Origin of the sequence: Gymnodinialimonas sp. 202GB13-11 (assembly GCF_040932485.1) — a bacterium.
GTDB lineage: Bacteria > Pseudomonadota > Alphaproteobacteria > Rhodobacterales > Rhodobacteraceae > Gymnodinialimonas > Gymnodinialimonas hymeniacidonis.
Genome location: NZ_JBFRBH010000001.1, coordinates 2,141,300 through 2,163,578, shown reverse-complemented (window position 1 = coordinate 2,163,578; position 22,279 = coordinate 2,141,300). Strand labels below are relative to the sequence as shown.

General features: G+C 61.3%; 22 protein-coding genes. 10 read left to right on the top strand and 12 right to left on the bottom strand.

Annotated features, from left to right (window positions below; genetic code table 11):
• Nucleotide 1 precedes the first annotated feature (1 nt).
• The 3 genes from V8J81_RS10790 to V8J81_RS10780 all read right to left on the bottom strand — a co-directional run bounded on the left by V8J81_RS10790 (nt 2) and on the right by V8J81_RS10780 (nt 3,358).
• Nucleotides 2–397: a VOC family protein gene (locus V8J81_RS10790; protein WP_368475753.1), complete on the bottom strand. Its 396-nt coding sequence runs from the start codon at nt 395–397 to the stop codon at nt 2–4.
• The gene (gene hydA, locus V8J81_RS10785) at nt 394–1,779 is read right to left on the bottom strand and encodes a dihydropyrimidinase (protein ID WP_368475752.1); all 1,386 of its coding nucleotides are present in this window, start codon (nt 1,777–1,779) and stop codon (nt 394–396) included. The genes V8J81_RS10790 and hydA overlap by 4 nt, the downstream gene beginning before the upstream one ends.
• Before the next feature lie 199 nt (nt 1,780–1,978).
• Nucleotides 1,979–3,358, bottom strand: coding sequence for a phosphohexomutase domain-containing protein (locus V8J81_RS10780; RefSeq protein ID WP_368475751.1), 1,380 nt, complete (start codon nt 3,356–3,358; stop codon nt 1,979–1,981).
• A 139-nt stretch (nt 3,359–3,497) separates the two neighbouring features.
• Here V8J81_RS10780 and V8J81_RS10775 point away from each other — a divergent pair, with 139 nt between their 5' ends.
• Genes V8J81_RS10775 through V8J81_RS10765 form a run of 3 tightly spaced genes read left to right on the top strand, consistent with a single transcriptional unit; the run spans nt 3,498 to nt 6,492 of the window.
• Entirely contained in the window at nt 3,498–4,184 is a 687-nt protein-coding gene (locus V8J81_RS10775) for a hypothetical protein (RefSeq protein ID WP_368475750.1), read from the top strand.
• A gap of 2 nt (nt 4,185–4,186) precedes the next feature.
• Complete coding sequence (locus V8J81_RS10770; RefSeq protein ID WP_368475749.1) at nt 4,187–5,281, top strand: AAA family ATPase; 1,095 nt, start codon at nt 4,187–4,189, stop codon at nt 5,279–5,281.
• Nucleotides 5,278–6,492 (top strand): vWA domain-containing protein, encoded by a 1,215-nt coding sequence (locus V8J81_RS10765; protein ID WP_368475748.1) that lies wholly within the window; start codon nt 5,278–5,280, stop codon nt 6,490–6,492. Before V8J81_RS10770 ends, V8J81_RS10765 begins: the two co-directional genes overlap by 4 nt.
• A gap of 1 nt (nt 6,493) precedes the next feature.
• Here the strand turns inward: V8J81_RS10765 and betA are convergent, their stop codons facing one another.
• The 4 genes from betA to betI are packed head-to-tail and all read right to left on the bottom strand — an operon-like array spanning nt 6,494 to nt 11,711.
• Complete coding sequence (gene betA, locus V8J81_RS10760) at nt 6,494–8,164, bottom strand: choline dehydrogenase (protein ID WP_368475747.1); 1,671 nt, start codon at nt 8,162–8,164, stop codon at nt 6,494–6,496.
• The gene (gene betB / locus V8J81_RS10755) at nt 8,164–9,609 is read right to left on the bottom strand and encodes a betaine-aldehyde dehydrogenase (RefSeq protein WP_439649921.1); all 1,446 of its coding nucleotides are present in this window, start codon (nt 9,607–9,609) and stop codon (nt 8,164–8,166) included. The genes betA and betB overlap by 1 nt, the downstream gene beginning before the upstream one ends.
• A 24-nt stretch (nt 9,610–9,633) precedes the next feature.
• Entirely contained in the window at nt 9,634–11,142 is a 1,509-nt protein-coding gene (gene betC / locus V8J81_RS10750) for a choline-sulfatase (protein ID WP_368475745.1), read from the bottom strand.
• Nucleotides 11,139–11,711, bottom strand: a complete 573-nt coding sequence (betI, locus tag V8J81_RS10745; RefSeq protein WP_368475744.1) for a choline-binding transcriptional repressor BetI — start codon at nt 11,709–11,711, stop codon at nt 11,139–11,141. Before betI ends, betC begins: the two co-directional genes overlap by 4 nt.
• Nucleotides 11,712–11,796: 85 nt before the next feature.
• Here betI and choX point away from each other — a divergent pair, with 85 nt between their 5' ends.
• Complete coding sequence (choX, locus tag V8J81_RS10740) at nt 11,797–12,741, top strand: choline ABC transporter substrate-binding protein (protein ID WP_368475743.1); 945 nt, start codon at nt 11,797–11,799, stop codon at nt 12,739–12,741.
• Between the two features lie 504 nt (nt 12,742–13,245).
• On the opposite strand, the gene V8J81_RS10735 is transcribed toward choX, so the two are convergent.
• Both V8J81_RS10735 and V8J81_RS10730 read right to left on the bottom strand, forming a co-directional pair.
• Nucleotides 13,246–13,734 (bottom strand): TIR domain-containing protein, encoded by a 489-nt coding sequence (locus V8J81_RS10735; RefSeq protein ID WP_368475742.1) that lies wholly within the window; start codon nt 13,732–13,734, stop codon nt 13,246–13,248.
• Between the two features lie 11 nt (nt 13,735–13,745).
• Nucleotides 13,746–14,612: a DUF4231 domain-containing protein gene (locus V8J81_RS10730; RefSeq protein ID WP_368475741.1), complete on the bottom strand. Its 867-nt coding sequence runs from the start codon at nt 14,610–14,612 to the stop codon at nt 13,746–13,748.
• 482 nt (nt 14,613–15,094) lie between these two features.
• Between V8J81_RS10730 and choW the strand changes: the two genes are divergently transcribed.
• Genes choW through choV form a run of 3 tightly spaced genes read left to right on the top strand, consistent with a single transcriptional unit; the run spans nt 15,095 to nt 17,414 of the window.
• Nucleotides 15,095–15,991: a choline ABC transporter permease subunit gene (choW, locus tag V8J81_RS10725; protein WP_368477628.1), complete on the top strand. Its 897-nt coding sequence runs from the start codon at nt 15,095–15,097 to the stop codon at nt 15,989–15,991.
• Complete coding sequence (locus V8J81_RS10720; RefSeq protein ID WP_368475740.1) at nt 15,988–16,398, top strand: GFA family protein; 411 nt, start codon at nt 15,988–15,990, stop codon at nt 16,396–16,398. The genes choW and V8J81_RS10720 overlap by 4 nt, the downstream gene beginning before the upstream one ends.
• Nucleotides 16,395–17,414 carry a choline ABC transporter ATP-binding protein gene (gene choV / locus V8J81_RS10715; protein ID WP_368475739.1) on the top strand — a complete coding sequence of 340 codons (1,020 nt, stop codon included), beginning with the start codon at nt 16,395–16,397 and terminating at the stop codon, nt 17,412–17,414. The genes V8J81_RS10720 and choV overlap by 4 nt, the downstream gene beginning before the upstream one ends.
• 51 nt (nt 17,415–17,465) lie before the next feature.
• Here choV and V8J81_RS10710 read toward each other — a convergent pair whose 3' ends face one another.
• From V8J81_RS10710 to V8J81_RS10700, 3 genes are all read right to left on the bottom strand, one after another.
• Nucleotides 17,466–18,512, bottom strand: a complete 1,047-nt coding sequence (locus V8J81_RS10710) for an acyl-CoA dehydrogenase family protein (protein WP_368475738.1) — start codon at nt 18,510–18,512, stop codon at nt 17,466–17,468.
• Nucleotides 18,513–18,520: 8 nt separating this feature from the next.
• Nucleotides 18,521–19,705, bottom strand: coding sequence for an acyl-CoA dehydrogenase family protein (locus V8J81_RS10705; RefSeq protein ID WP_368475737.1), 1,185 nt, complete (start codon nt 19,703–19,705; stop codon nt 18,521–18,523).
• 66 nt (nt 19,706–19,771) lie between these two features.
• Nucleotides 19,772–20,098, bottom strand: a complete 327-nt coding sequence (locus V8J81_RS10700; RefSeq protein WP_368477627.1) for a HesB/IscA family protein — start codon at nt 20,096–20,098, stop codon at nt 19,772–19,774.
• Between the two features lie 90 nt (nt 20,099–20,188).
• Here V8J81_RS10700 and V8J81_RS10695 point away from each other — a divergent pair, with 90 nt between their 5' ends.
• From V8J81_RS10695 to V8J81_RS10685, 3 genes are all read left to right on the top strand, one after another.
• Nucleotides 20,189–21,334: a deoxyguanosinetriphosphate triphosphohydrolase gene (locus V8J81_RS10695; protein ID WP_368475736.1), complete on the top strand. Its 1,146-nt coding sequence runs from the start codon at nt 20,189–20,191 to the stop codon at nt 21,332–21,334.
• A gap of 154 nt (nt 21,335–21,488) precedes the next feature.
• Nucleotides 21,489–21,854 carry a hypothetical protein gene (locus tag V8J81_RS10690; protein WP_368475735.1) on the top strand — a complete coding sequence of 122 codons (366 nt, stop codon included), beginning with the start codon at nt 21,489–21,491 and terminating at the stop codon, nt 21,852–21,854.
• A 45-nt stretch (nt 21,855–21,899) separates the two neighbouring features.
• Nucleotides 21,900–22,247, top strand: a complete 348-nt coding sequence (locus V8J81_RS10685; protein WP_368475734.1) for a hypothetical protein — start codon at nt 21,900–21,902, stop codon at nt 22,245–22,247.
• Nucleotides 22,248–22,279 lie beyond the last annotated feature (32 nt).

Genomic DNA, 22,279 nt, shown 5'->3' with positions numbered 1-22,279 from the left:
TTCACGCGCCCTCTCGCGTCGCGGTCTGGATTTCGACCTGGTAGCCCTCCGGGTCATCAAACACGAAAGCACGGATGCCGATGGCGTCGTTGACGAACATTTCACTCAAGTTTTCAACGCCCTGGGTCTCAATGTAAGCATACCAGGCATCCACATCCGGCACCCGGACGCAGAACTGCACCGGCCGCGTTTCGGCCCATTTGTGCATCCCGTGTGCCTCGTCCACCAACCCAATATGCGCGCCCTCACAAACCCGCATGATCTTGGCGAGACCCTGCTGGTCGATCACGCAGGGAAAGCCCATCACGTCGCGGTAGAAGGCCTCCGCCCGTGCGAGATCTTTGTAATAGAGAAACGTAATCGCCAATTGGTTCGGCGCATCGGGTCTTTGGGTCATGTGGGCCTCCGGTTGATCCATCGGCCTTGGCCGGGTTGCGTGGTCAGCGCGCTGTCGGACACGATCCGATGGCCGCGCAGGAAAACATGAACAGGCCAACCGGTTACGGTGCGACCTTCATGTGGATTATAGCCGACATTGTCGTGCAGATCATCCGCGCCATAGGTGTAGGTTCGGGTTGGGTCCCACAGTACTATGTCCGCATCCGCCCCCGCCTCAAGCACGCCTTTGCCGGGCAAATTGTAAATCTCCGCTGCGCGCGTTGCGGTCAGGTTGGCAAAGGCTGTCTCCGGCATCTTCGCCTTGAACACGATAGAGTCAAACAACAGCGGTTGGCGCACCTCCAGCCCCGGTTGCCCATTCGCGATTTCAGGGAAGGGCGGGTTGGGTCCGGTGCGCAATTTCCCTGTCTCATCATAGCGATAGGGCGCATGGTCAGACGATACCAGATCAAGCGAACCATCCTTCAAACCGTCCCAAAGCGCCACTTGATCAGCCTCATTGCGCTGCGGGGGCGAACACATCCATTTCGCGCCGTCGATGCCCTGATCGAGGATGTCTTCCGTTTGAAAGAGGTAATGCGTGCAGGTTTCCGCAAAGACAGGCGCGCCGCGCTGCCGGGCGGCCCGCACCGCATCCAGCGCTTCGATGCAGGTCACGTGGAAGATCATGACAGGGGCCGAAAGCTCCTCGGCCATGGCGCAGATGTGTTTGATTGCCTCCGCCTCCGCAGCACGCGGGCGGGCTCGCGCATGGTGCTTCGGCTCCGTTTTCCCCTCTGCAATCAGCGCATTGCGAGCCTCAGTTAGGATCGCATCATCTTCGGCATGGACACAGGTTAACGCGCCCGCAGGCCCCGTAATCGAAAGGATATGCCTGATCTGATCGCTGTTCAGGGCGATGTTGTAGGTGGTGAAGACCTTCACCGTCCTGTGGCCTGCGGCGATCAGGGTGCGCAAATCATCGTCGAAATGCGGGGCATCCGGATCCGACAGGCTCAGGTGGAACGCATAGTCGATCATCGCGCCGCGTTCCGCCCTGGCGGAGTAATCCGCGACAACGTCCCGCAAACGCTCACCTTTTCCCTGCGCCGCGAATGAAATGACAGAGGTCGTGCCGCCCAAGGCTGCCGATCTGGTCGCGGTCTCAAACGTGTCCGCGTTCCAAAGCCCCATGCCGGATTTCTGCTCAATATGTGCATGGGGGTCGACGCCGCCGGGTGTGGCCAAGAGCCCGTCTGCCGCGTGGGTGGGGAGAGACGCGTCGAGATCCGCACCAATCGCCGCGATCTTCCCGTCTGAAACCAGAATGTCCGCTCTCCGTCGGCCTTTGCGGTCGAGCACCTCGGCTCCACGGATCACGAATTCAGCTTGATGCCTCATAGGACGAGCATGCTGTGGACCAGCCAGAGTGACAAGGACCGGATCAGGTTAGAAATCGAGATGAGTGGGGACAGAATTGTGGATAAGTAAGCCTGAAAGCACGGCTACGTTGCGATAAGGATTTAGAAAAACCCGCCCATAGACAGTAGCATTCCTACAAAAGCAGCGAAAAATAGCACTTTCGCCACTTTCTTCCTCATCAAGCCTCGATTATCTCGCTCACCCACCTCAGCGCCGCGTTCACCCGCTCTGCACTGCCCATCGCCTCCACGTTCAGTCGCAAAAGCGGCTCCGTGTTCGACGCGCGCAGGTTCAACCGCCAATCCTCAAAACTGAGGCTCAGCCCATCCGTCTCGTCCCGCGCCTTTGCCTTGCCACCGAAAACCTCATCAACCCGCGCAATAGCCGCTGCCGTATCCTTAACCCGAAAGTTCACCTCACCGGATGAGGGGAACGCGGCCATCCGTTCAGTCACCAGATCCTTTAAGGTGTATTCGCGCCGGCCAAGCAGTTCGCAAACCAACAGCCATGGGATCATACCGCTGTCACAATAGAAAAAGTCGCGAAAATAGTGGTGCGCCGACATCTCGCCTCCGTAAATCGCGCCCTCATCCCGCAGTTTTTGTTTGATATTCGTATGCCCGCATGTCGACATCACAGCACGCCCACCCGCGCGCGCCACCACATCCTGCGTGTTCCAAACGACGCGCGGATCATGGACGATGGTTGTGCCCGGCTCTTTCTCCAGAAAAACCTCGGCCAACAGGCCCACCACATATTCGCCCGGAATGAAGGTCCCTTCATGGTCGAAGAAGAAACACCGGTCGAAATCACCGTCCCACGCAACGGCCAGATCAGCGCCGACGTCGCGCACCATTTGCGCGGTGGGCGGCTGGTTCTTTGGCAGCATCGGGTTTGGTATGCCGTTCGGAAAGCGGCCATCGGGGGCGTGACGCATCCGAACGAACTCCCAAGGTACGCCTTTTGCCGCCAAAGCCTCCGCCAGCCTGTCAAAGGTCGGGCCAGCCGCTCCGTTTCCCGCATTCACCAGAATCTTCAGGGGCTTAAGCGCCGTCGCCGAGACAAACGATAAGATGCAATCTACATAAGCACCGCGCGTGTCTGCCGCGTCCACAACGCGGCCACCGGCAACCTCAGAGCCAAACGCGCCGCTTTCCGCCAGCGCCTTGATCTCGGCCAATCCCGTCTCCGCCCCTACCGGCGCAGAGCCCGCTTTGACCAGCTTCATTCCGTTATAGTCCATCGGGTTGTGCGAGGCCGTCACACATATCCCACCATCGGCCCCCAGATGGGAGACGGCGAAGTAGACCTCCTCCGTCCCGCACAGGCCCAGGTCCAGCACCTCGACCCCAGCTGCCACCAAGCCTGCCGCAACGGCCCGCGCCAACCCGGCGGACGAAGGACGCACATCGCGGCCCAAAACCACGCGCCGCGCCTCCAAAACCTCCGCAAAGGCACGCCCGACACGCTGCGCATTCGCTTCCGTCAGATCATCGTCCAAACGCCCCCGAATGTCGTAGGCTTTGAAGAAATTCAAAGGCTTGGGCAGGGGCTCCATGGCGCGGTCCTATCAAAATCACAGCGCCCTTATAGCCCGGCTCAGGCAAATCCGGCCAGCCACCGCGATTGGCCTTGCCGCCTCAAACGCTATAGTCATTCATGTGTTGCAAGACCCGCGGGGCCGACGAACCAGAACCATGATCATCCTCAGCCCCCAGACGGTCGCCAATGCAGGCGCTTTGGAAACGCGCTCACTGCCGAAGAAAATCATTGGCCGCGTGCAAATCCTGCCCCGAAACGCCTCACTCGGCACATGGCTGCGCTTGTTGTTCGAGATGCAATTCCTGCGCTATTGCGCGGCCCTCTTCCCCTTCCTCGTCCCCATCCTGATCTCCCGTGACCTAGCCCTGCCGGTGATGCAAGCGCCGCTGGCCATGATCCTCGTGATCGGGGTGATCGAATTGAAGGTCCTGCGCCTGCCCGACAGCGCGCGCGCCCGCCTCATGCCGGAGGAGGAGGCCGACCGCATCCTTGATGCCTTTGCCTTCCGTGCCAAATCCCTGCTCCGCCGCATCGCGGCACGGCGCGGCATTGCCGAAGGCGACCTGCGCCTTGTGGCCGAGCAATCTGAAATGGCCCGCGTCGCACCGCTGACCTTCGTCTCGGTCCAGTCCGCCACGCCATCGCCCCATATCGTCCCGCTCGACGCAGAGGATCGCACCATATTGGACGACCTCTTTGACGACACTCTGACAGAACGCGACCTACACCGCGCTCAGCTTCGTAAAGAGCAGCATATTCAAGATGTTAGAATCGAAGCGACTGGTGTTTCGGCCCATGCCCGCCTCTCGGCGTGGATGGATGCGCAAGCGGCGGAGGCCTGAGCATGGCGGTCAACGCAACCCGAGTTTCCGCAGGCGGCGCGCTGGACGTTTTGCGCCGGGCTTGGGCCGCGCAGCAGGATGGTGGGCTGACTTCATCGTGGATGCTGCACGGGCGGCCCGGCGTCGGAAAATCCGAAATCATCGCCCAAATCGCGGATGAAATTGGCGCAGAGCTGTACGATCTGCGCCTGACCACGATCGAGCCGCAGGACCTGCGCGGCTTGCCCTTCTACGATCACGACGCGGGCAAAACCGTCTGGTATCGGCCCGAGGATCTGCCCGACGGTGATGCGCCCGCGATCCTCTTTCTCGATGAACTCACAGCCGCCGCGCCCTCGCTCCAGCCAACCGTCTATGGTCTCCTGCAGGAACGTCGGGTCGGTCGCCATGTGCTCCCCTCAAACGTCCTGATCGTCGCGGCGGGCAACATGGTCGAAGACGGTGCCGTCGCGTATGAGATGGGGACAGCCCTGTCTGACCGTCTGATCCACATGATCGTGCAGGCAGATGCCGAGGATTGGCTGAAGAACTACGCCGGTGCCGCCGGTATCCACCCCAGCGTTGCGGCTTTCCTCAAGACCAGGCCCGACCTTTTCGAGACCACTGAAAGCGCCCTGCGCAAAGGCGAGGCCATCGCCTGCACGCCGAGGTCATGGCGTCGTGTCAGCGACATCATGCATCTGAACACCCCTAAACCCGCACGCCAAGTCATGGTCGCCGGCACAGTGGGGGAGGCTGCCGCCGCCGAATTCCTCCTGCTCGCCGATGAAATCGCGGCCACCGTGCAGGTTGAGGCGATGCTACAAACGCCCCGCGCGGACCGGATGGAGCTTTATCCCGCAAACCTCCACGGCCTGACCGCGCTCGTCTACGGCTTGCTCGGGGCCGTGAAAGCGGAGACGATGCCCGCCGCCATTGATATCCTCGCCGATATGCGGCAGATCGACCGTCCGGGCGTCCCGGTGGCAGAGCTTGGAACCTTCGGGTTTGAGCTTCTCATTGCGCGCGCCATGGACAATGGCTGGCAAGCTGCCTTCGCCACCTCCGAGGCCTTCGCCGCCTACCAGTCAGAGCGCGCCGCCGCTGGCCTGCCGTGAGCGCGCGCCACCGCGCCAGCCGCGCCCTTGCCCATCTGGGGGAGGTTGACCCGGCCCTTGCCGTCCTGTCCTTGGCCTGCCGCCACCGCGACGGAACCGGACGGACAAAAACCCAAGGCGCAACAATCCTCTACGGCCCCGGCTTTGAGCAACTGGGCCTCGCCGAGCAGGTCGGGCTGGCCGCCCATCATGTGCTGCACGTGGCCCTCCAACACTCCGACAGAAAGGCCGCTTTGGCCGAACGGTTGGGAGATCGCTTTGATCCCTCCCTCTTCGATCTCGCCGCAGACGGGATAATCAACGAAACCCTGCAACTGGCCGATCACGCCCTGCCACGCCCGGCGGTTCTGTTGACGGAGCTTCTGGCCGAGATGGGCGAAGCTGCGCCATCCGCCGTGGCAGCGCTTTCGGAATGGGATGCCGACTGCCTTGCGATGCATCTCCACGCAGATCCGCAACGCGCTGCCAAGGCACGTGATTTCGGCGCGACACGCGGATTTGCGCAGGATCTGGACCTCGGCGAGGCAGATACGGAAGGGGAGCCTCAGAAGGCCGCGGATTGGCGCAATCACATGTTGCGCGCGTTGGAGGCGGGCCGCAAGGCAGGCACCGGGATCGGACGTCTTGGCGCGATCCTCGCCGATCTCGCGCCCCCCACGCTCCCGTGGGAGGTCGAATTGCGCGGCATCCTAGCCAAGGCGCTGGCCGACCGGCCCCAAATCTCCCACCGACGCCCGGCCGGTCGCTGGGTCGCCATGGCGGCGGACGCAATGGCACGCGGCGCGCCGGAACCTGTCTTCCAGCCCGGCCAATCCCGCGATGCCAGCCGCCCCCGCGTGGTCGTGGCCCTCGACACGTCCAGCTCCATCGACGCGCTCACCCAATCGCTCTTTTTCGCGGAGGTTCAAGGGGTTGCCCGCCGCACCGGGGCCGAGGTGCACCTGCTCGCTTTCGATGAAGAGGTGTTCGAGAGCCGCCGCATCGACGGCTTCGGCGCGACCCTCGCAGACCTTGACCTGCGCACCGGCGGTGGCACCGATTTCGCCCCGGTGTTCGAGGCATCAGACCGGCTCACCCCATCCATTCTGGTGATTTTGACGGACCTCGACGCACCATGCCCCGACGCACCAACCTATCCCGTGATCTGGGCCGTGCCGGGTCGCACTGAGGTCGTCGTGCCGTTCGGGCGCTGCCTTAGGGCAGGGGGCTGACCTACTCGGCGGCCTGCGCCGCGACATGGCCCTCGCGTTGCGCGTGTTGCCAATCCGGTGCAGTCCAAGCTGGCAAATTCTCTGACGGAAGACTGCGACCGAGGATATGATCCGCCGCCTTTTCACCAACCATGACGGACGGCGCGTTCAGATTGCCGTTTGGAATCAGAGGGAAAATCGAGCTATCGGCCAGTCGCAAACCGTCCACACCGATGACACGGTTTTCAGGATCGACCACAGCCGTTCGATCATCGCGTCGCCCCATCCGCGCCGTCCCGCACGGGTGATAGGCCGATTCCGCGTGTTCGCGGATCACCGCATCCAGTGCCTCGTCTGATTGCGCGTCTTCGCCGGGCTGGATCTCGTAATCGACATATTGCGCAATCGGATCGGTCTGGAAAATCTCCCGCGTCAGCCGGATCGCACGGCGGAAATCCTGCCAATCCTGCTCGGTCGACATGTAGTTAAACTGGATGCGCGGGGCCTCAACCGGATCAGCGCTGCGCAGCGTGATCTCCCCGCGCGACGGCGAACGCATCGGCCCGACATGGGCCTGAAACCCGTGCCCGCCGGGCGGCGTCGTGCCGTCGTAGCGGATCGCAATTGGCAGGAAATGGTATTGAATATCAGGGTATTCCACACCTCTATCCGACCGGATAAAGCCGCAGGACTCGAAGTTGTTCGTGGCCCCAAGCCCCGTCTTGGTGAACAACCACTGCGCGCCCACCAAGGCCTTGCCCCAAAGCGACCAATAGGGCGCGATGGAGACGGGCTTTGAGGCCGCATATTGGACATACAACTCGAGATGGTCCTGCAGGTTCTGCCCCACGCCAGCCCGGTCCGCGACCACGGGAATTCCATGCTCCGCCAGATGCTTACCCGGCCCAATTCCACTCATCATTAGAATTTTAGGCGAATTGATCGCGCCAGCCGCCAGCACCACCTCCGCCCGCGCGCGCAGCACCTTGCCACCGGCCAGCCGCACCCCAACAGCGCGGCCTTCTTCGATCTCGATCTTCTCGACCAGACCGTTGACCAGATCGCAGTTCGGCCGCTTCAAGGCAGGCTTCAGGTAAGCCGACGCCGCCGACCACCGCTTGCCCTGCCACACGGTCATTTCGAAAGCACCAAAGCCCTCCTGTCGGTAGCCGTTATAGTCATCCGTCGCGCCATACCCTGCCGCCGCCCCGGCCTCTGCAAAGGCGTGGAAAAGCGGGTTTTTCCGCTCTCCCCGCGTGATGTGCAGCGGCCCGCTATCGCCGCGATAGGCGGGATCGCCCGCATCGCCATGCCACGTCTCGGCCCGTTTGAAGTAGGGCAGGACATCCGCGTAGCCCCACCCATCGGCCCCCATCTCCGCCCAGGTATCAAAGTCGCGCGCATGCCCTCGCACATAGATCATCCCGTTGATCGAAGAGGACCCGCCGATGACCTTCCCGCGCGGCACGGCCATACGCCGCCCGCCCATGTGTGGCTCAGGCTCAGAGGCATAACCCCAGTCATACCGCTTCATGCCCATTGGGTAGCTCAGCGCCGCCGGCATGTTGATGAAAGGCCCCCAGTCCGAGCCGCCATGTTCAACCACCAGCACCGATTTTCCCGCTTCCGACAACCGGTAAGCCATTGCGCAACCAGCAGAACCTGCGCCGATGACGATGTAATCCGCCTCCATCAGAACGCCGCCTCCACCGGGGACATGCCGACATAAACGGTCTTCAACTGGCTGTAATGCTCGATCGCGGCCTTGGAATTCTCACGCCCCACGCCCGAGCCCTTCATGCCGCCAAACGGCACCTCGACGGGCGTCAGGTTGTACTGGTTGATCCAGACGCTGCCTGCATCAATCGCATGCACCACCCGGTGCCCGCGCGTCAGGTCCGCGGTAAATACCGCGCCTGAAAGCCCCAGATCGGTCGCATTGGCCCGCTCAATCACTTCTTCCTCGGTCTCGAATTCCAACACAGACATCACGGGGCCGAAAATCTCTTCCCGCGCGATGGTCATATCGTCGGTCACATCCGCGAAAATCGTCGGCTCGATGAAGCAGCCGGGCTGATCCAGCCGCTTGCCGCCATGAACCAATCGAGCCCCCTCTGACACGCCTTTTTCCACGTAGGAACAAACGATTGAAAGCTGATCTTCACTCACCATCGGCCCGAAATTCGTGGCCTCGTCGCGCGGGTCCCCGATCACTGCCTGCGCCGTCCGCTCAACCAGACGTGCCAGAAACGCCTCCTTAATCCCGCGCTGCACAAAGACCCGTGTGCCGTTCGAACAGACTTGGCCCGAGGCATAGAAGTTCGCATTGATCGCCGCCGAAACCGCCGATTCCACATCCGCATCGTCAAAGATGATCAGGGGCGACTTGCCGCCCAATTCCATCGTCGCGTGCTTCATCTGCGCGGCGGCCGAGGCGTAAACCTTCTTGCCCGTCGCCGCAGACCCCGTCAGCGAGACCTTCGCCGTGCGCGCATCCTCGACCAGCGCCTTACCAACCGCGCCCGCGCCTTGCACCACGTTATAGATGCCAGCGGGCGCCCCGGCCTCAACCAGAATTTCCGCGACCTTCAAAGCACATAGCGGCGTTTGCTCGGACGGTTTGAAGACCATCGCGTTGCCGCAGGTCAGCGCTGGCGCGCCCTTCCACGCCGCAATCTGGGTCGGATAGTTCCACGCCCCGATGCCCACGCAAACGCCCAACGGCACCCGCATCGTATAGGCCCAATCGCCGCCCAAGGGCACATGCTCGCCCGTCAGCGTCGCGACCAATCCGCCGAAGTATTCCAAGGCGTCCGCTGCCGAAGTGGCATCTGCCACGAGCGTTTCCTGCACGGGTTTCCCGGTGTCGAGCGTTTCCAACTCGCTCAACTCCCGGTTCCGCTCCCGCATGATATCCGCCGCTCGGCGCAACACGCGACCCCGTTCCACCGGCATCCACGCGGCCCATTCCTTTTGCGCCTCGAACGCGGCCTTCAAAGCCGCCTCAACCACCGCAGGCGTCGCCTCATGGACGACCGCGATTTCCTCGCCAGTCGCCGGGAAAATCACGGGCATCCGCGCGCCGTCTGTATCCTCCAGATACGCGCCATTCACGAAATGCGAAGCTGTTGGTTGCATCATTCACCTATCCTGCCCGAAGGCTTATTCACCCCGAGGAAACCGTTGATTTTCCTCGACAACATTCAAATCCATGTGGTTGCGCATGTAGCGGTTGGAGGCATCGCGCAGGGGCTGGAAATCCCACGGGTAATACGCGCCATTGCGCAACGATTCATAAACGACCCACCGGCACGCCTGGCTCTGCCGCACATCCGCGTCGAAGCGTTCCAGATCCCACCGCGCTGCCGCCTTTACGCGGAACCGTTCCAGCGTGTCCGCATGGGCCGGATCTTCCGCCAGATTTACCAACTCCTGCGGGTCGGCCCCCATGTCGAACAATTGCTCCGGGTCCAGCGCGCAATTGGTGTATTTCCACTTGCCTTCGCGCAGCCCGACCAGCGGCGAGTAAGACGCCTCCGCCGCATATTCCATCGCCACCGGCGATACGCGCACGGCCCCTCTGCCCAGTGGCACAAGGCTCTCGCCCTCCGTCCACGGCATCACCTCGCCCATATCCACACCGGCCAGATCACACAGCGTCGGGCACAGGTCGATGGTCGACACCGGAGCCTCCACCAGCCCCGCGTCCATCCCCGGTGCGGCGATCATCATCGGCACCCGGGCCGAGCCTTCAAAGAAGGTCATCTTGAACCACAACCCGCGCTCACCCAGCATATCGCCGTGATCTGAAACGAAGATCACGATGGCCTCCTGCCGGGTCCGCTCCAGCACGTCCAGCACGCCGCCGATCTTCTCGTCGAGGTAAGAGATATTGGCGAAATACGCCCTCCGCGATCGCCGGATATCCTCGTCCGAGATGTCGAAGTTCGACCGGTCATTGGCATCCAAAATGCGCTGCGAATGCGGGTCCTGATCCTCGTAGGGCAGGGCGCCCACCTCCGGCATCAGATGCTCGCAATCCTCGTACATGTCCCAGAACCGCTTGCGCGCCACGTAAGGGTCGTGCGGATGCGTGAAGCTGACTGTCAGGCACCAGCGCCGGTCATCATGCCGGCGCGACAGGTCATAAAGCTTCTGCTCCGCCTCAAACGCGACGGCGTCGTCGTATTCCATCTGGTTGGTGATCTCGGCCACGCCCGAACCCGTCACCGAGCCCATGTTGTGATACCACCAGTCGATCCGCTCACCGGGTTTGCGATAATCCGGCGTCCAGCCGAAATCAGCCGGATAGATGTCCGTCGTCAGACGCTCCTCAAACCCATGCAGCTGATCCGGCCCCACGAAATGCATCTTTCCCGACAGCGCCGTGTAATACCCCGCGCGACGCAAATGATGCGCATAGGTCGGCACGGACGACGGAAACTCCGCCGCATTGTCGTAGACGCCCGAGCGCGAGGGCAGCAGCCCCGACATGAAACTCGCCCGCGCAGGCGCGCACAGGGGCGAGGCGGTGTAGGAATTCGCAAACCGCGTCGACCGCTCGGCCAGCGCCTTCAGGTTCGGCGCATGCAGCCACTCCGCCGGGCCGTCGGGGAACAGCGTCCCGTTCAGCTGGTCCACCATCAGGATCAGGATGTTCGGCTTGCTCATGCCAACACCCCGTCGAGATACTCCATCACCCGCGCCACCGCCGCATCCCCATCCGGCGGCCCCAACTCCGCCAGCGCATGGCGAATATAAAGCCCGTCGATCAACGCCGCCGCCGTCGCCGCAACCGCCTCGGGCCGCGCGCATAGGGGCCGCAACGCGTGCACCAAATTCGCCACCAGCCGCCGCTGATAGACCCGCAACAACCGCGCCGCCTCCGCATCCCGCTGCGCCATCACGTAGAACGTCAGCCAGGCCGAAATCACCTCCGCCCGGAAATTCCGCCCCTCAAAACTCGCCTCCGCAATCGCCCTCAATCGCCCGTACGGAGAATCAGCCCGCGCCAGCCGCGCCCGCGCCTCCGCCCCGAACTCCGCCAAAATCGCCCGCATCGCCGCCAAAAGCAGCTCATCCTTCGACCCGAAGTAATGATGCGCCAGCGCTGAAGACACGCCCGCAGCCTTTGCTATCTGGCCCATCGTCACGTCCAGATGCCCCGCGCGCCCGATCTCTGCGATCGTCGCGTTGACAAGCGCGTCCTTACGTATTGCCATCATACCTGTGCGGGGCATCACCGATCCTTTCGTTGCCTTGCCCCAGAAATACGTTTTTAATTGACTGGTCAATCAACAAAACGACCACAACCGGGAGACGAACATGTCACTTCTCAAGAAAACCGCCGTCAGCACGCTGGCCCTCGCCGTGTCCGCAGGCGCCGCCATGGCCGACGGCCACGCCGAATGCGGCACCGTCACCTTCTCCGACGTGGGCTGGACCGACATCACCGCGACAACCGCGGCCACCACCGTTGTGCTCGAAGCGCTGGGGTATGAGACCGAGATCCTCGTCCTGTCGGTCCCCGTCACCTACACCTCGCTGGCCGAAGGTGACGTTGACGTCTTCCTCGGCAACTGGATGCCCACGATGGAGGCTGACATCGCCCCCTACCGCGAAGCCGGCACCGTCGACACCGTTCGCGCCAACCTTGAAGGCGCGAAATACACGCTCGCCACCAACGCCGCAGGCGCCGCCCTCGGCATCACCGATTTCGCCTCCATCGCTGCCGCCATCGACGATCTGGATGGTGAGATCTACGGCATCGAGCCCGGCAACGACGGCAACCGCCTGATCATGGACATGATCGAAGCCGACGCCTTCGGCCTGTCGGAGTTCGAGGTCGTCGAGTCCTCCGAGCAAGGCATGCTCGCCCAGGTCGCCCGCGCCACCGACCGCGATGAGCCCGTCGTCTTCCTCGGCTGGGAACCCCACCCGATGAACGCGAATTTCGAGCTGACCTATCTCGAAGGCGGCGACGATTGGTTCGGCCCCAACCTCGGCGGCGCCACCGTCTACACCAACACCTCTGCCGGTTATGTCGAGGCCTGCCCGAACGTCGGCGCGCTGCTGACCAACCTCGAATTCACGCTGGCCATGGAAAACGAGATCATGGGCGCGATCCTCAATGACGGAGAAGAGCCCGGCGACGCGGCCACTGCCTGGATGGCCGCGAACTCCGACGCCGTTATGGCCTGGCTGGACGGCGTGACGACGATTGACGGCGGCGACGCGGCAGCGGCTGTTGGCGAAGCGCTGGGGCTGTAAGGCTTAAGCGGAGAGAGTAGGGGAGGCCCCGCCCGGTGAGGGCGGGGCCCTTCTTTTGTTCCAAACCTACCACCCGTAGGGCGGGACTTGTCCCGCCATCCACTCACCCACGACCCACGCGCCAACCCCGTAGGGTGAATGAAACCCACCATCACCCCACCGCAAGCAGGTCCATCACCGGGCCGCGGTACGGCGATCCAACGGTCGTGCTTTGGCACTTTATGGTAGCCAAGCTATCGCGCCCTATGAGCGGAGTACCAAGCCCAACCAAGCCGCCGTGCCGGGGGGCGGCCCGACGATGGACCTGCGCCTTACGGCGCACACCGGTCTGGGGTGCCAAACGAGAATGGATCGCTAGCGGCCAAGGGAGACCGCTTTGCAACGAATGGAAAACATACAACCCACTATCACTTCACAGGTTGACCACATGTATCGAAAAGGCGGTGCCGTACTATCGTGAAAGCATTCTAGTCTGTTAAATATAAAAGCGGCGAATGCTGCTCGTTAGTCGAAATGCGGATAGTGTCTGGCCCCACCTCTTATTTCGGTTGCGCTTAGTCGTCTATACTCATCGGGCCAATTCGCCATTGAGTGCTTCAAAGCTTCGAGAGTGTAAGGAATATGTACCACACATCCCTTGTCGCGAATAATCGCTGGGCACCGCGCGTCATCCTGCCTATTTCTCTTGTTGATGTTGGCGGCAATTATCGGAAGTCTAAGCTCAAGTGCTAGTTCCAACTCCCATCGGACGTATTTATAAAGGTTCTTGGTTTTTTCGCCAATTAGAACAACAACAGCTGAGGATTGTATCATCCTCGCTCGCAACTTGGATTTGACGTACTGCTCGTCTTGAGCACGGCTCGTCATAGCATCCAAATCATGAGCATTTTGGTATGAGAAGTTTATGTTCCGGTTCGACTTCCAACCGTTCATGTAGTGGTAAGCCCAACCGTCATTGTCGCCGTCAAACACTACGTAAGCTGCTCCTGCCATCGTGAGTTCCTCTAGTCAGATTGCCTAGCAAGCCATAGGGTATGCTCTCTCGAGAAAGCTTGCTCAGCATCGTTTACAAATTCTGAGATTAGGTCGTCGGTGTCTGGAGTGTCTATCGTTGTAGGTATCAATCCAATCTCGTGCGCCGTCACTGTGTAGGCTGCCGATAACTCGTTGTATTTTTTGATTTGCACCCATCCAACTATCGACGCGGCAACGACGATAAGAGGCTCGATGGGCCAACTTGTAAAATCAGGATGCGCAATCCGACTCAGAACCGCCGATCCTGCCGCGACATAGCATACGCCGCTGAGGAAAACCCAGCGACGCGCCGCTACTCGATTAGAGCCTGCCTTTTTGCGATACCAGTCTCGTTGCTCGCTTATGCGATGCTCCATGTAGTAACTGGCCCTTTCTTCAAGGCACTTCGACCGGACAGCATCCATAGTAGCGGTGATTTGATCGCTTCCAGACCAATCATCAGTTATCCTTTTCGCAGTCTCCAGGTTTTCGCGAAGAATAGTGTTAAGCTGTTCGCGAAATTCCCTCTTTGCTTCCGGATCTGACCCATCAAAAGGCGCAGCATGCATCATGTAACGCCACGTAAGTGTCTTGACACTTTCGGCGAGCGCGCGGCAGCGATACCACCATTGGTCAGGTTTACTCAGCGCCCGTGAGATCAATACGATGAGTCCAACGAAGAATACACCGGCAAAAAGGATGTGGTAAACTACGCCATCAAGAAAGTTCATAGAAAAAACAGCGGCCAAAAACAGCGCCAAGTATTCCCCGAATACGAGAAGCAGGAAATTCCGCTGGAATTGATTAGAAGCGTTGTCCGCATCCAAGAAGAGTGCTGGGTAGTCCTGATGTCGCATAAATACCCCTGACTAGTACGCTTTGTTCGAGCAGACGCATCATTTTGGATGCAAATGCGCCTTCAATGCAAACACTTACCGCCGTCTAGCGCATTCCGTCTTCAAGCCGTTTTGCGGAGTAGCGGCAAGCGAGGATCAAGCGCCTTATCCGCCTCAGAGGTCTATAGCGAGCACTTGCGTTAAGTCGTTTGCTTCCACCCATTGGATAAGAGAAACCGCAAAGCCAACCCCAACCCCTTAACAAACCCTTAACAAAATCCCCATTTCCTAACAAAAACAATACCTTAACCCCCTTGTGCAACCTTGCACAAACCCGCCCGCGCACCGCACCCCCTTCCCATCCCGACCCACCCGCGCCATGATCCCCTCAAACGACCGAAGGGACGACCAACATGAGCTGGTGGAGCGATCTGCGCGCCTGGTGGGCCGATGACGGCATCGCCGAGTGCACCTTCCCCAATGACCCCGACGTCACGGGCCCCATCACCTTCCTCACCGAATGCAAGCTCCGCATCGGTGACGCCGCCGAGGCCGTCTTCGACAGCCTTCAGGCCAACCTCTCCGGCTTCTTCGACCTCATCTCTATCGGGCTTGAGGCGATGATCGAGGTCATCCTCGCCATCCTCCAACAGCCCCCCAACACCAGCTGGTTCCAGGACATCCGCCTGCGCGACGCCTCCTTCCTCTACCCGCCCGAATGGCACCCTTTCCTGATCATCGCGATCTTCACCGCGCTCGCTTGGTACTTCCATCGCGGCTGGAAAGTCCCCACCCTCGTCGCCCTCGGCTTCCTCTTCATCGTCAACCAGGACTACTACGAGGAAACCACCGAAAGCCTCACCCTTGTCCTCTCGGCCTGCGTCGTCTGCATGGGCCTCGGCGTCCCCATCGGCATCGCTGCCGCCCACCGCCCCCGCCTATACGCCTGGATGCGCCCCGTCCTCGACCTGATGCAAACGCTGCCCACCTTCGTCTACCTCATCCCCGCCATCGTCTTCTTCGGCATCGGCATGGTCCCCGGCCTCATCGCCACGGTGATCTTCGTGCTACCCGCCCCCATCCGTCTGACGCATCTGGGCATCTCCTCCACCCCCACTAGCCTGCTGGAGGCCGCAGACGCGTTTGGTGCCACCGGCAGCCAGAAACTGTGGAAAGTGGAGCTTCCCTACGCCCTCCCGCAAATCATGACCGGCCTGAACCAGACCATCATGCTGTCGCTCTCCATGGTCGTGATCGCAGCCCTTGTCGGCGCCGACGGTCTCGGCGTCCCGGTCGTGCGCGCGCTCAATCAGGTCAACACCGGCCTCGGGTTTGAGTCGGGCTTCATCATCGTGGTCGTCGCCATCGTCCTCGACCGAGCCCTCAGGGTGAAAACATGATCCACCAAGCAAGCTGCCACTGCGGCACCGTCAAATTCACCGTCGAAATCCCAGACGGCCTCGCCTCCGCCCGCCGCTGCGATTGCAGCTTCTGCACCATGCGAGGGGCGGTGGCCGTCTCCACCCCGCTCGACGGCCTCACAATCATCGAAGGCGCCGACAACCTGACCCTCTACCAATTCAACACCCGCGCGGCGGAGCATTATTTCTGCAAAACCTGTGGCATCTACACTCACCACCGCCGCCGCTCGAACCCCAATGAATACGGGGTCAACATGGCCTGCCTCGACGGCCACACGCCGTTCGAACTGTCCGAGATCATCGTCCACGACGGCCAGAACCACCCCAACGATGGCGGCGCGCCTGATGGTGTGGCCGGCATCCTGCGTTACGAGGCCAACACATGAGCACCGCCGTCTCTTTCGAAGATGTCTGCATCATGTTCGGCCCGCGCCCCGCGCCCGCTCTGAAACTGGCCGATGACGGCAAGGACCGTTCTGAGATACAGCGCGAAACCGGCCATGTTCTGGGCGTGCATGATTGCTCGCTGGACGTAGAGGCGGGCGAAATCCTCGTCCTCATGGGCCTGTCAGGCTCCGGAAAATCCACGCTGCTGCGTTCCGTGAACGGCTTAAACCCCGTCGCGCGGGGCAGGGTCCATGTTCATGACGGCGATTGGAACTGCACGCTGCCCGGCACCTCGACCCAGGACCTGCGCTACCTGCGCCAGAATTGCGTCTCGATGGTGTTCCAGCAATTCGGCCTTCTGCCGTGGCGCACCGTGCGCGAGAATGTGGGCCTCGGCCTGGAACTGGCCGGGCAGGGCGCGGCGGAACGCACCGCCAAGGTTGATGAACAATTGGCCCTCGTGGGCCTCAGCGACTGGGCGGACCGCAAGGTGGGAGAACTTTCGGGCGGTATGCAGCAACGCGTGGGCCTCGCCCGCGCCTTTGTCACGCAAGCCCCGATCCTGCTGATGGATGAGCCGTTCTCCGCCCTCGACCCGCTCATCCGCACCAAGCTTCAGGACGAACTTCTCGACTTGCAACGCGACCTCAAGCGCACGATCATCTTCGTCAGCCACGACCTCGACGAGGCCTTCAAGATCGGCAACCGCATCGCCATCATGGAAGGCGGGCGCATCGTGCAAATCGGCACCCCGCGCCAGATTTTCTCAGAACCCAGCACACCGTACGTCGCCGAATTTGTCGCCAATATGAACCCACTGGGCGTCCTGACCGCGCGCGACGTGATGCAGGATATTCCCACAGATCACCCGCGTATCCCGGCGGAAACGCCCGTCAAAGATATCCTCACACGTTTCGCCGAAACCCCATCTCCGCTTTCCGTGGAACAGGACGGAGAGGTTATCGGCACTGTCACCCCCGACAGCGTCACCGCGCGGCTCGGCGCCAGCGGGTAGGGCGCAACCGACCCATCTTTGTTACCCGAAAATGCCCGCCGGAGGCGTCCCTCACTCAGCAGAAAGCGCGCCCATCAGCCGTTCCAGATGCCAATCGGTATCCCCAAGCTGCGCATCGATCATCACCAGCCGTTTGGCATAGTGCGCCAACGGATACTCCCAGGTGATCCCGATCCCGCCATGCATCTGGATCGCCTCTTCGGAAACCAGCCGCGCGATCTTGCCCACCAGAAACTTCGCCTGCGCCACGCGTTTGCCGAATTCCGGCGCGCCCTCGGCGGAAGCGGCGAGGATCACAATCGAGCGGGCCTGTTCAATCTCTATCCCAAGATCAATGGCCCGGTGCTGCAAGGCTTGGAACGCGCCGATCAGCTGCCCGAATTGCTTCCGCGTTTTCAGGTAGTCGATCAATATGCCTTGCACGACTTCCATCGCGCCCAAGGCCTCGGCACACAAAGCCAGGGCGCCTGCGTCTAGCGCATCTTCCAACGCGTCCTGCGCGTCGGCCAGCACCAGCTCCCCCGGCGCGCCGTCCAGAAACACCTCTGCCGCAGGGCCGCCGTCGATCATGCCATAGCCTGAGACCTGCGCGTCCTTTGCCTTCACCTCGAACAGAGCCAACTTGCCTGAGTTTTGCGCGGCGATCAGGAACCGCTCCGCCCCTGCACCGCCATAGACCACCGATTTCCGCCCGGTCAGACGGCCATCCTCGGCCCGCGTTTCGATCCCGTCCAGATCATAGGGCGCGTCCACCTCGCCGATCCCCACGGCCACACGCTGGCCCGCCAACACATCGTCCACATGCCTTCCCGCCGCTGCGAGGAGGCGTAAGCCGAGGAGCGTCGGAAGCACCGGTTCGGGACACAGCGCGCGCCCAAGCGCCTCAAACACAACGGAAATATCAAAGCCGGTGCCGCCCATTCCGCCAGCCTCTTCAGAGGCCAGTGCGTAGAAGGCCCCGAGCTCCGCCAACCCAGTCCAAGCCGCTTCTGAATGCCATGGCGCGGCATAGGCCACGTCCACGCGGGCCTCCACAGGGCAGGCATCGGCCAGAAACCGCGCCAACATATCCGCCAGCATCCGGCGGTCATCGCTCATCTCGAAATTCATCCGCGCATCATCCCCTTGGCTAGAATATTGCGCTGGATCTCGTTCGACCCGCCGTAGATCGAAATCTTGCGATTGTTGAAATAGCCCGCAGCATTTTGGGCATGGCCCTTCGGCGCAATGGCGAGGTTATCCAGATCCTCAGAGGGGAAGGGCGCCGCTGCCGGGCCAAGGGCGCGACGTGCGAGGTCGTTCAATTCCTGCCGGATGACCGTGCCCTTGATCTTCAGCATCGACGGCTCCGCCCCCAACTGCCCGCCCGCCGCCGCCTTCGACAGCATCCGCAAATTGGTGATCTTCACCGCCTCCAACTCCGCTTCGACGCTCGCCAGCCGTGCGGCAAAAAGCGGGTTCTCAATCAATGCCTTACCGCGCCGCTTCACCTGCCGCGCCAATGCCTTGACCTGCGCCAAAGCCTGTACGGAAAAGCCCGTGCCTGCGATGTTCGTGCGTTCATGCCCCAAGAGATACTTGGCAATCGTCCAACCCATGTTCTCTTCGCCAACAAGGTTTTCGACCGGTACCCGCACATCAGTGAAGAAGACCTCATTCACCTCGTACCCGCCCTCGATCAACCGGATCGGGCGCATCTCAATCCCCGGCGTATCCAGATCAATCAGCAGGAACGAAATCCCCTCCTGCGGCTTGCCCTCAAACTTGGTGCGCACAAGGCAGAAAATGCGGTTGGCGTATTGGCCCAATGTCGTCCACGTCTTCTGACCGTTCACGACATAAACATCGCCGTCCCGTTCGGCCTTGGTCTTCAAAGACGCCAGGTCCGAGCCCGCGCCCGGCTCAGAATAGCCCTGACACCACCAATCGCGGCCATCCAGAATGCGTGGCAGGTATTCGGCTTGCTGTTCGGGCGTGCCGAACTTCTGCAAAACCGGCCCCAGCATCTTGGTGCCAAACGGCACGATGCGCGGGGCAGACGCCTTGGCGCATTCCTCCTCAAAGATGTGCAATTCGATCGGACCCCAGCCTTGGCCACCGAACTCCGCAGGCCATGTCCCGGCGAGCCAGCCCTTTTCGTTCAGGATGGCGTGCCAACGCTCCATATCATCGCGGGTAGGTTCCTCGCCGCGGCCCACGCGATCTGCAATCTCAGCGGGCAGGGCCTCGGCCAGAAAGGCCTGCACCTCGGCTTGAAACGCCTGTTCTTCAGGGGAAAAATTCAGATCCATCGCACCCTCCGTTGGCTTGCCAAGAAGGGTAGCATCCGTGGATCACATCGCCAGCAAAACCCGACGTTACATCGAGAAAGACGTGCCACACCCACACGACGAAGTCGCATTCGGGTTCTCTATGGTGAACCGCGCGCCGATCAGTTCTTCGGTGAAGTCGATCACGGCATCGGCCAGAAACGGCAGCGACACAGAGTCCACCACAACCTTCTGACCCTGACCTTCCAGCACCAGATCATCCTCACCCGGCGCGTCCAGCTTGATCTCATACTGAAAGCCCGAACATCCGCCGCCTTCCACCGCCACGCGCAGGGCCTGAGGCGCCTCGGCCGCATCGTTGATCTCGGCCAGTCGCGCAAAGGCGCGGTCGGTCACTTTGGGGGGCACGTTCAGCATATCAGATCACCTGTCGCATTCAGCGTAGCCTGAATATATGAGGGGGCAGGGGCAGGGACAAGACGGCCCCGATCAGGAGGCGTGAATATGCGAGCACCATTCGCGTGCGACCCGATGGATACACGCGGGCGCTTGGTTGCCGAGGAGGAGAGCGCACATCGCTCGCCTTTCCAGCGTGACCGCGACCGCATCATCCATTCCTCGGCCTTTCGTCGCCTCAAGCACAAGACGCAAGTGTTTGTGGAGCATGAGGGCGATTATTTCCGCACCCGCCTGACCCATTCACTAGAAGTGGCGCAGGTCGCCCGCACCATGGCGCGCGCGCTGGGCCTGGATGAAGATCTGACCGAAACCGTGGCGCTCGCCCACGACCTTGGCCATCCGCCCTTTGGCCACACCGGCGAAGATGCGTTGCAGGCGCTGATGGCGCCCCATGGCGGGTTCGACCACAACGCGCAGGCGCTGCGCATCGTCACGCAGCTAGAGCGGCATTACGCGGAATTCGACGGGCTGAACCTGACATGGGAAACGTTGGAAGGCATCGCCAAACACAATGGTCCGGTCGAGCCTCCGCTGCCCTGGGCGCTCAACGCTTGTTGCGCGGATGTGGACCTTGAGCTCTCTACCCATGCCAGTGCAGAGGCGCAGGTGGCCGCGCTGGCCGACGACATCGCCTACAACCACCACGACCTCCACGATGGTCTGCGGGCTGAGCTGTTTTCGACCGACGAACTGGCCGAATTGCCCATCTTGCGCGACTGCTTCGCGGCGGTTGATAGACGCTATCCCGGCCTCAACTATTACCGCCGCCGGCATGAGGCGCTGCGGCGCTTCTTTGGTGTTTTGGTTGAGGATGTTCTGGCCTGCGCGCGTGCCGCTCTGGACGAGATCAATCCACAGTCGCCTGTGGATATCCGGATGGCGGGCCGCCCGATTATCCGTTTTTCCAAAGGCTTGTTCGACGACCTCAAAGTCATCCGTACATTTTTATTCAAACGAATGTACCGCGCGCCGTCTGTGGTGGTGATGAGGCGTGAAGTGACGCAGGTGGTCGAAGACCTATTCCCCTTCTTTATGGCCAATCCGGCGGAACTGCCCAAACAGTGGCGCAAGGACGTGGAAGGAATCGCCGGGGATGAGACGGAATTGGCGCGGATCGTGTCCGATTACATCTCGGGCATGACGGACAGGTTTGCATTGCAATGCCATGATCGGTTCATTTCCGAACGGTGAGGGCAGGGCGCATTTGTGTGCCGACGGCGTCGCGCTCCCGGAACCAGTGGATCCAAAGCGACCGGATTGTTCGGTTTGGGTAAACAGTTGATCGGTGAAGCGGATCACGGCACACTGAAAAGGCCCCTATAGCTCACATTACCGGAGCCGAAGAATGTCCATCACCCTCCGCTTCGCCGCTTCGGCGGCGGCCCTTTTTGCATCCCACTCTATTGCTCAGGCCTTCCCGCAAGATGGCCAATTCTATCAAGGTTTTAGCTGTCCAACCGAGGGCTTCACGCCCGGCAGTGAACGCACGGCCTCTCTGGCTTTTCCGACACTGTGTCTGGTCGAGCAGTGCTGCGATTTATCCAACCCGATCAACGTCCGCGATATGGACCAGATTTTCCTTTATGACGGGGCCTGCACGTCCGAGGGCAATGAATTCGACGCGCGGCTGTTGGTGGGGGAAGCCTCCATTGATGGGCTGGTCGTGGTGATCAACAATAACGCCTATACCTACGCGCGGTGCGAACCCTGATTTTCAAGCTCCGCGCATCTTGATTTAATGCAAGGAATTGAATCCATGACCCTGAAATCCTTCGGCATTTCTGCCGTGTTGCTGGTTGCCGCCGCGGCCAGCGCTTCCGCCCAGGTGGCCAATGGCCGCTACCAGATCGGCGCCTGCACCACGCACCCTGAAGAGCAGATCGTCCGATTGGAGAACAATGTGCTGTACGGTTACGAGTCCGTTTGCACCCTTTCCAACCCCGTGCCGGTCGACGGCACGGACGGGTATTCTTATGTCGCGAATTGCGAGGGGGAAGGACACACCTGGCAATCGAACCTGTTCTTGATCCCATTGCAGGACGGTCAGGTATTGCGGCTGATCCGCGATGGCAATGTACTTGACTATAACCGCTGCACACCCTGATCTGATTGACGCGGCAGGCGAGGGTGATACAC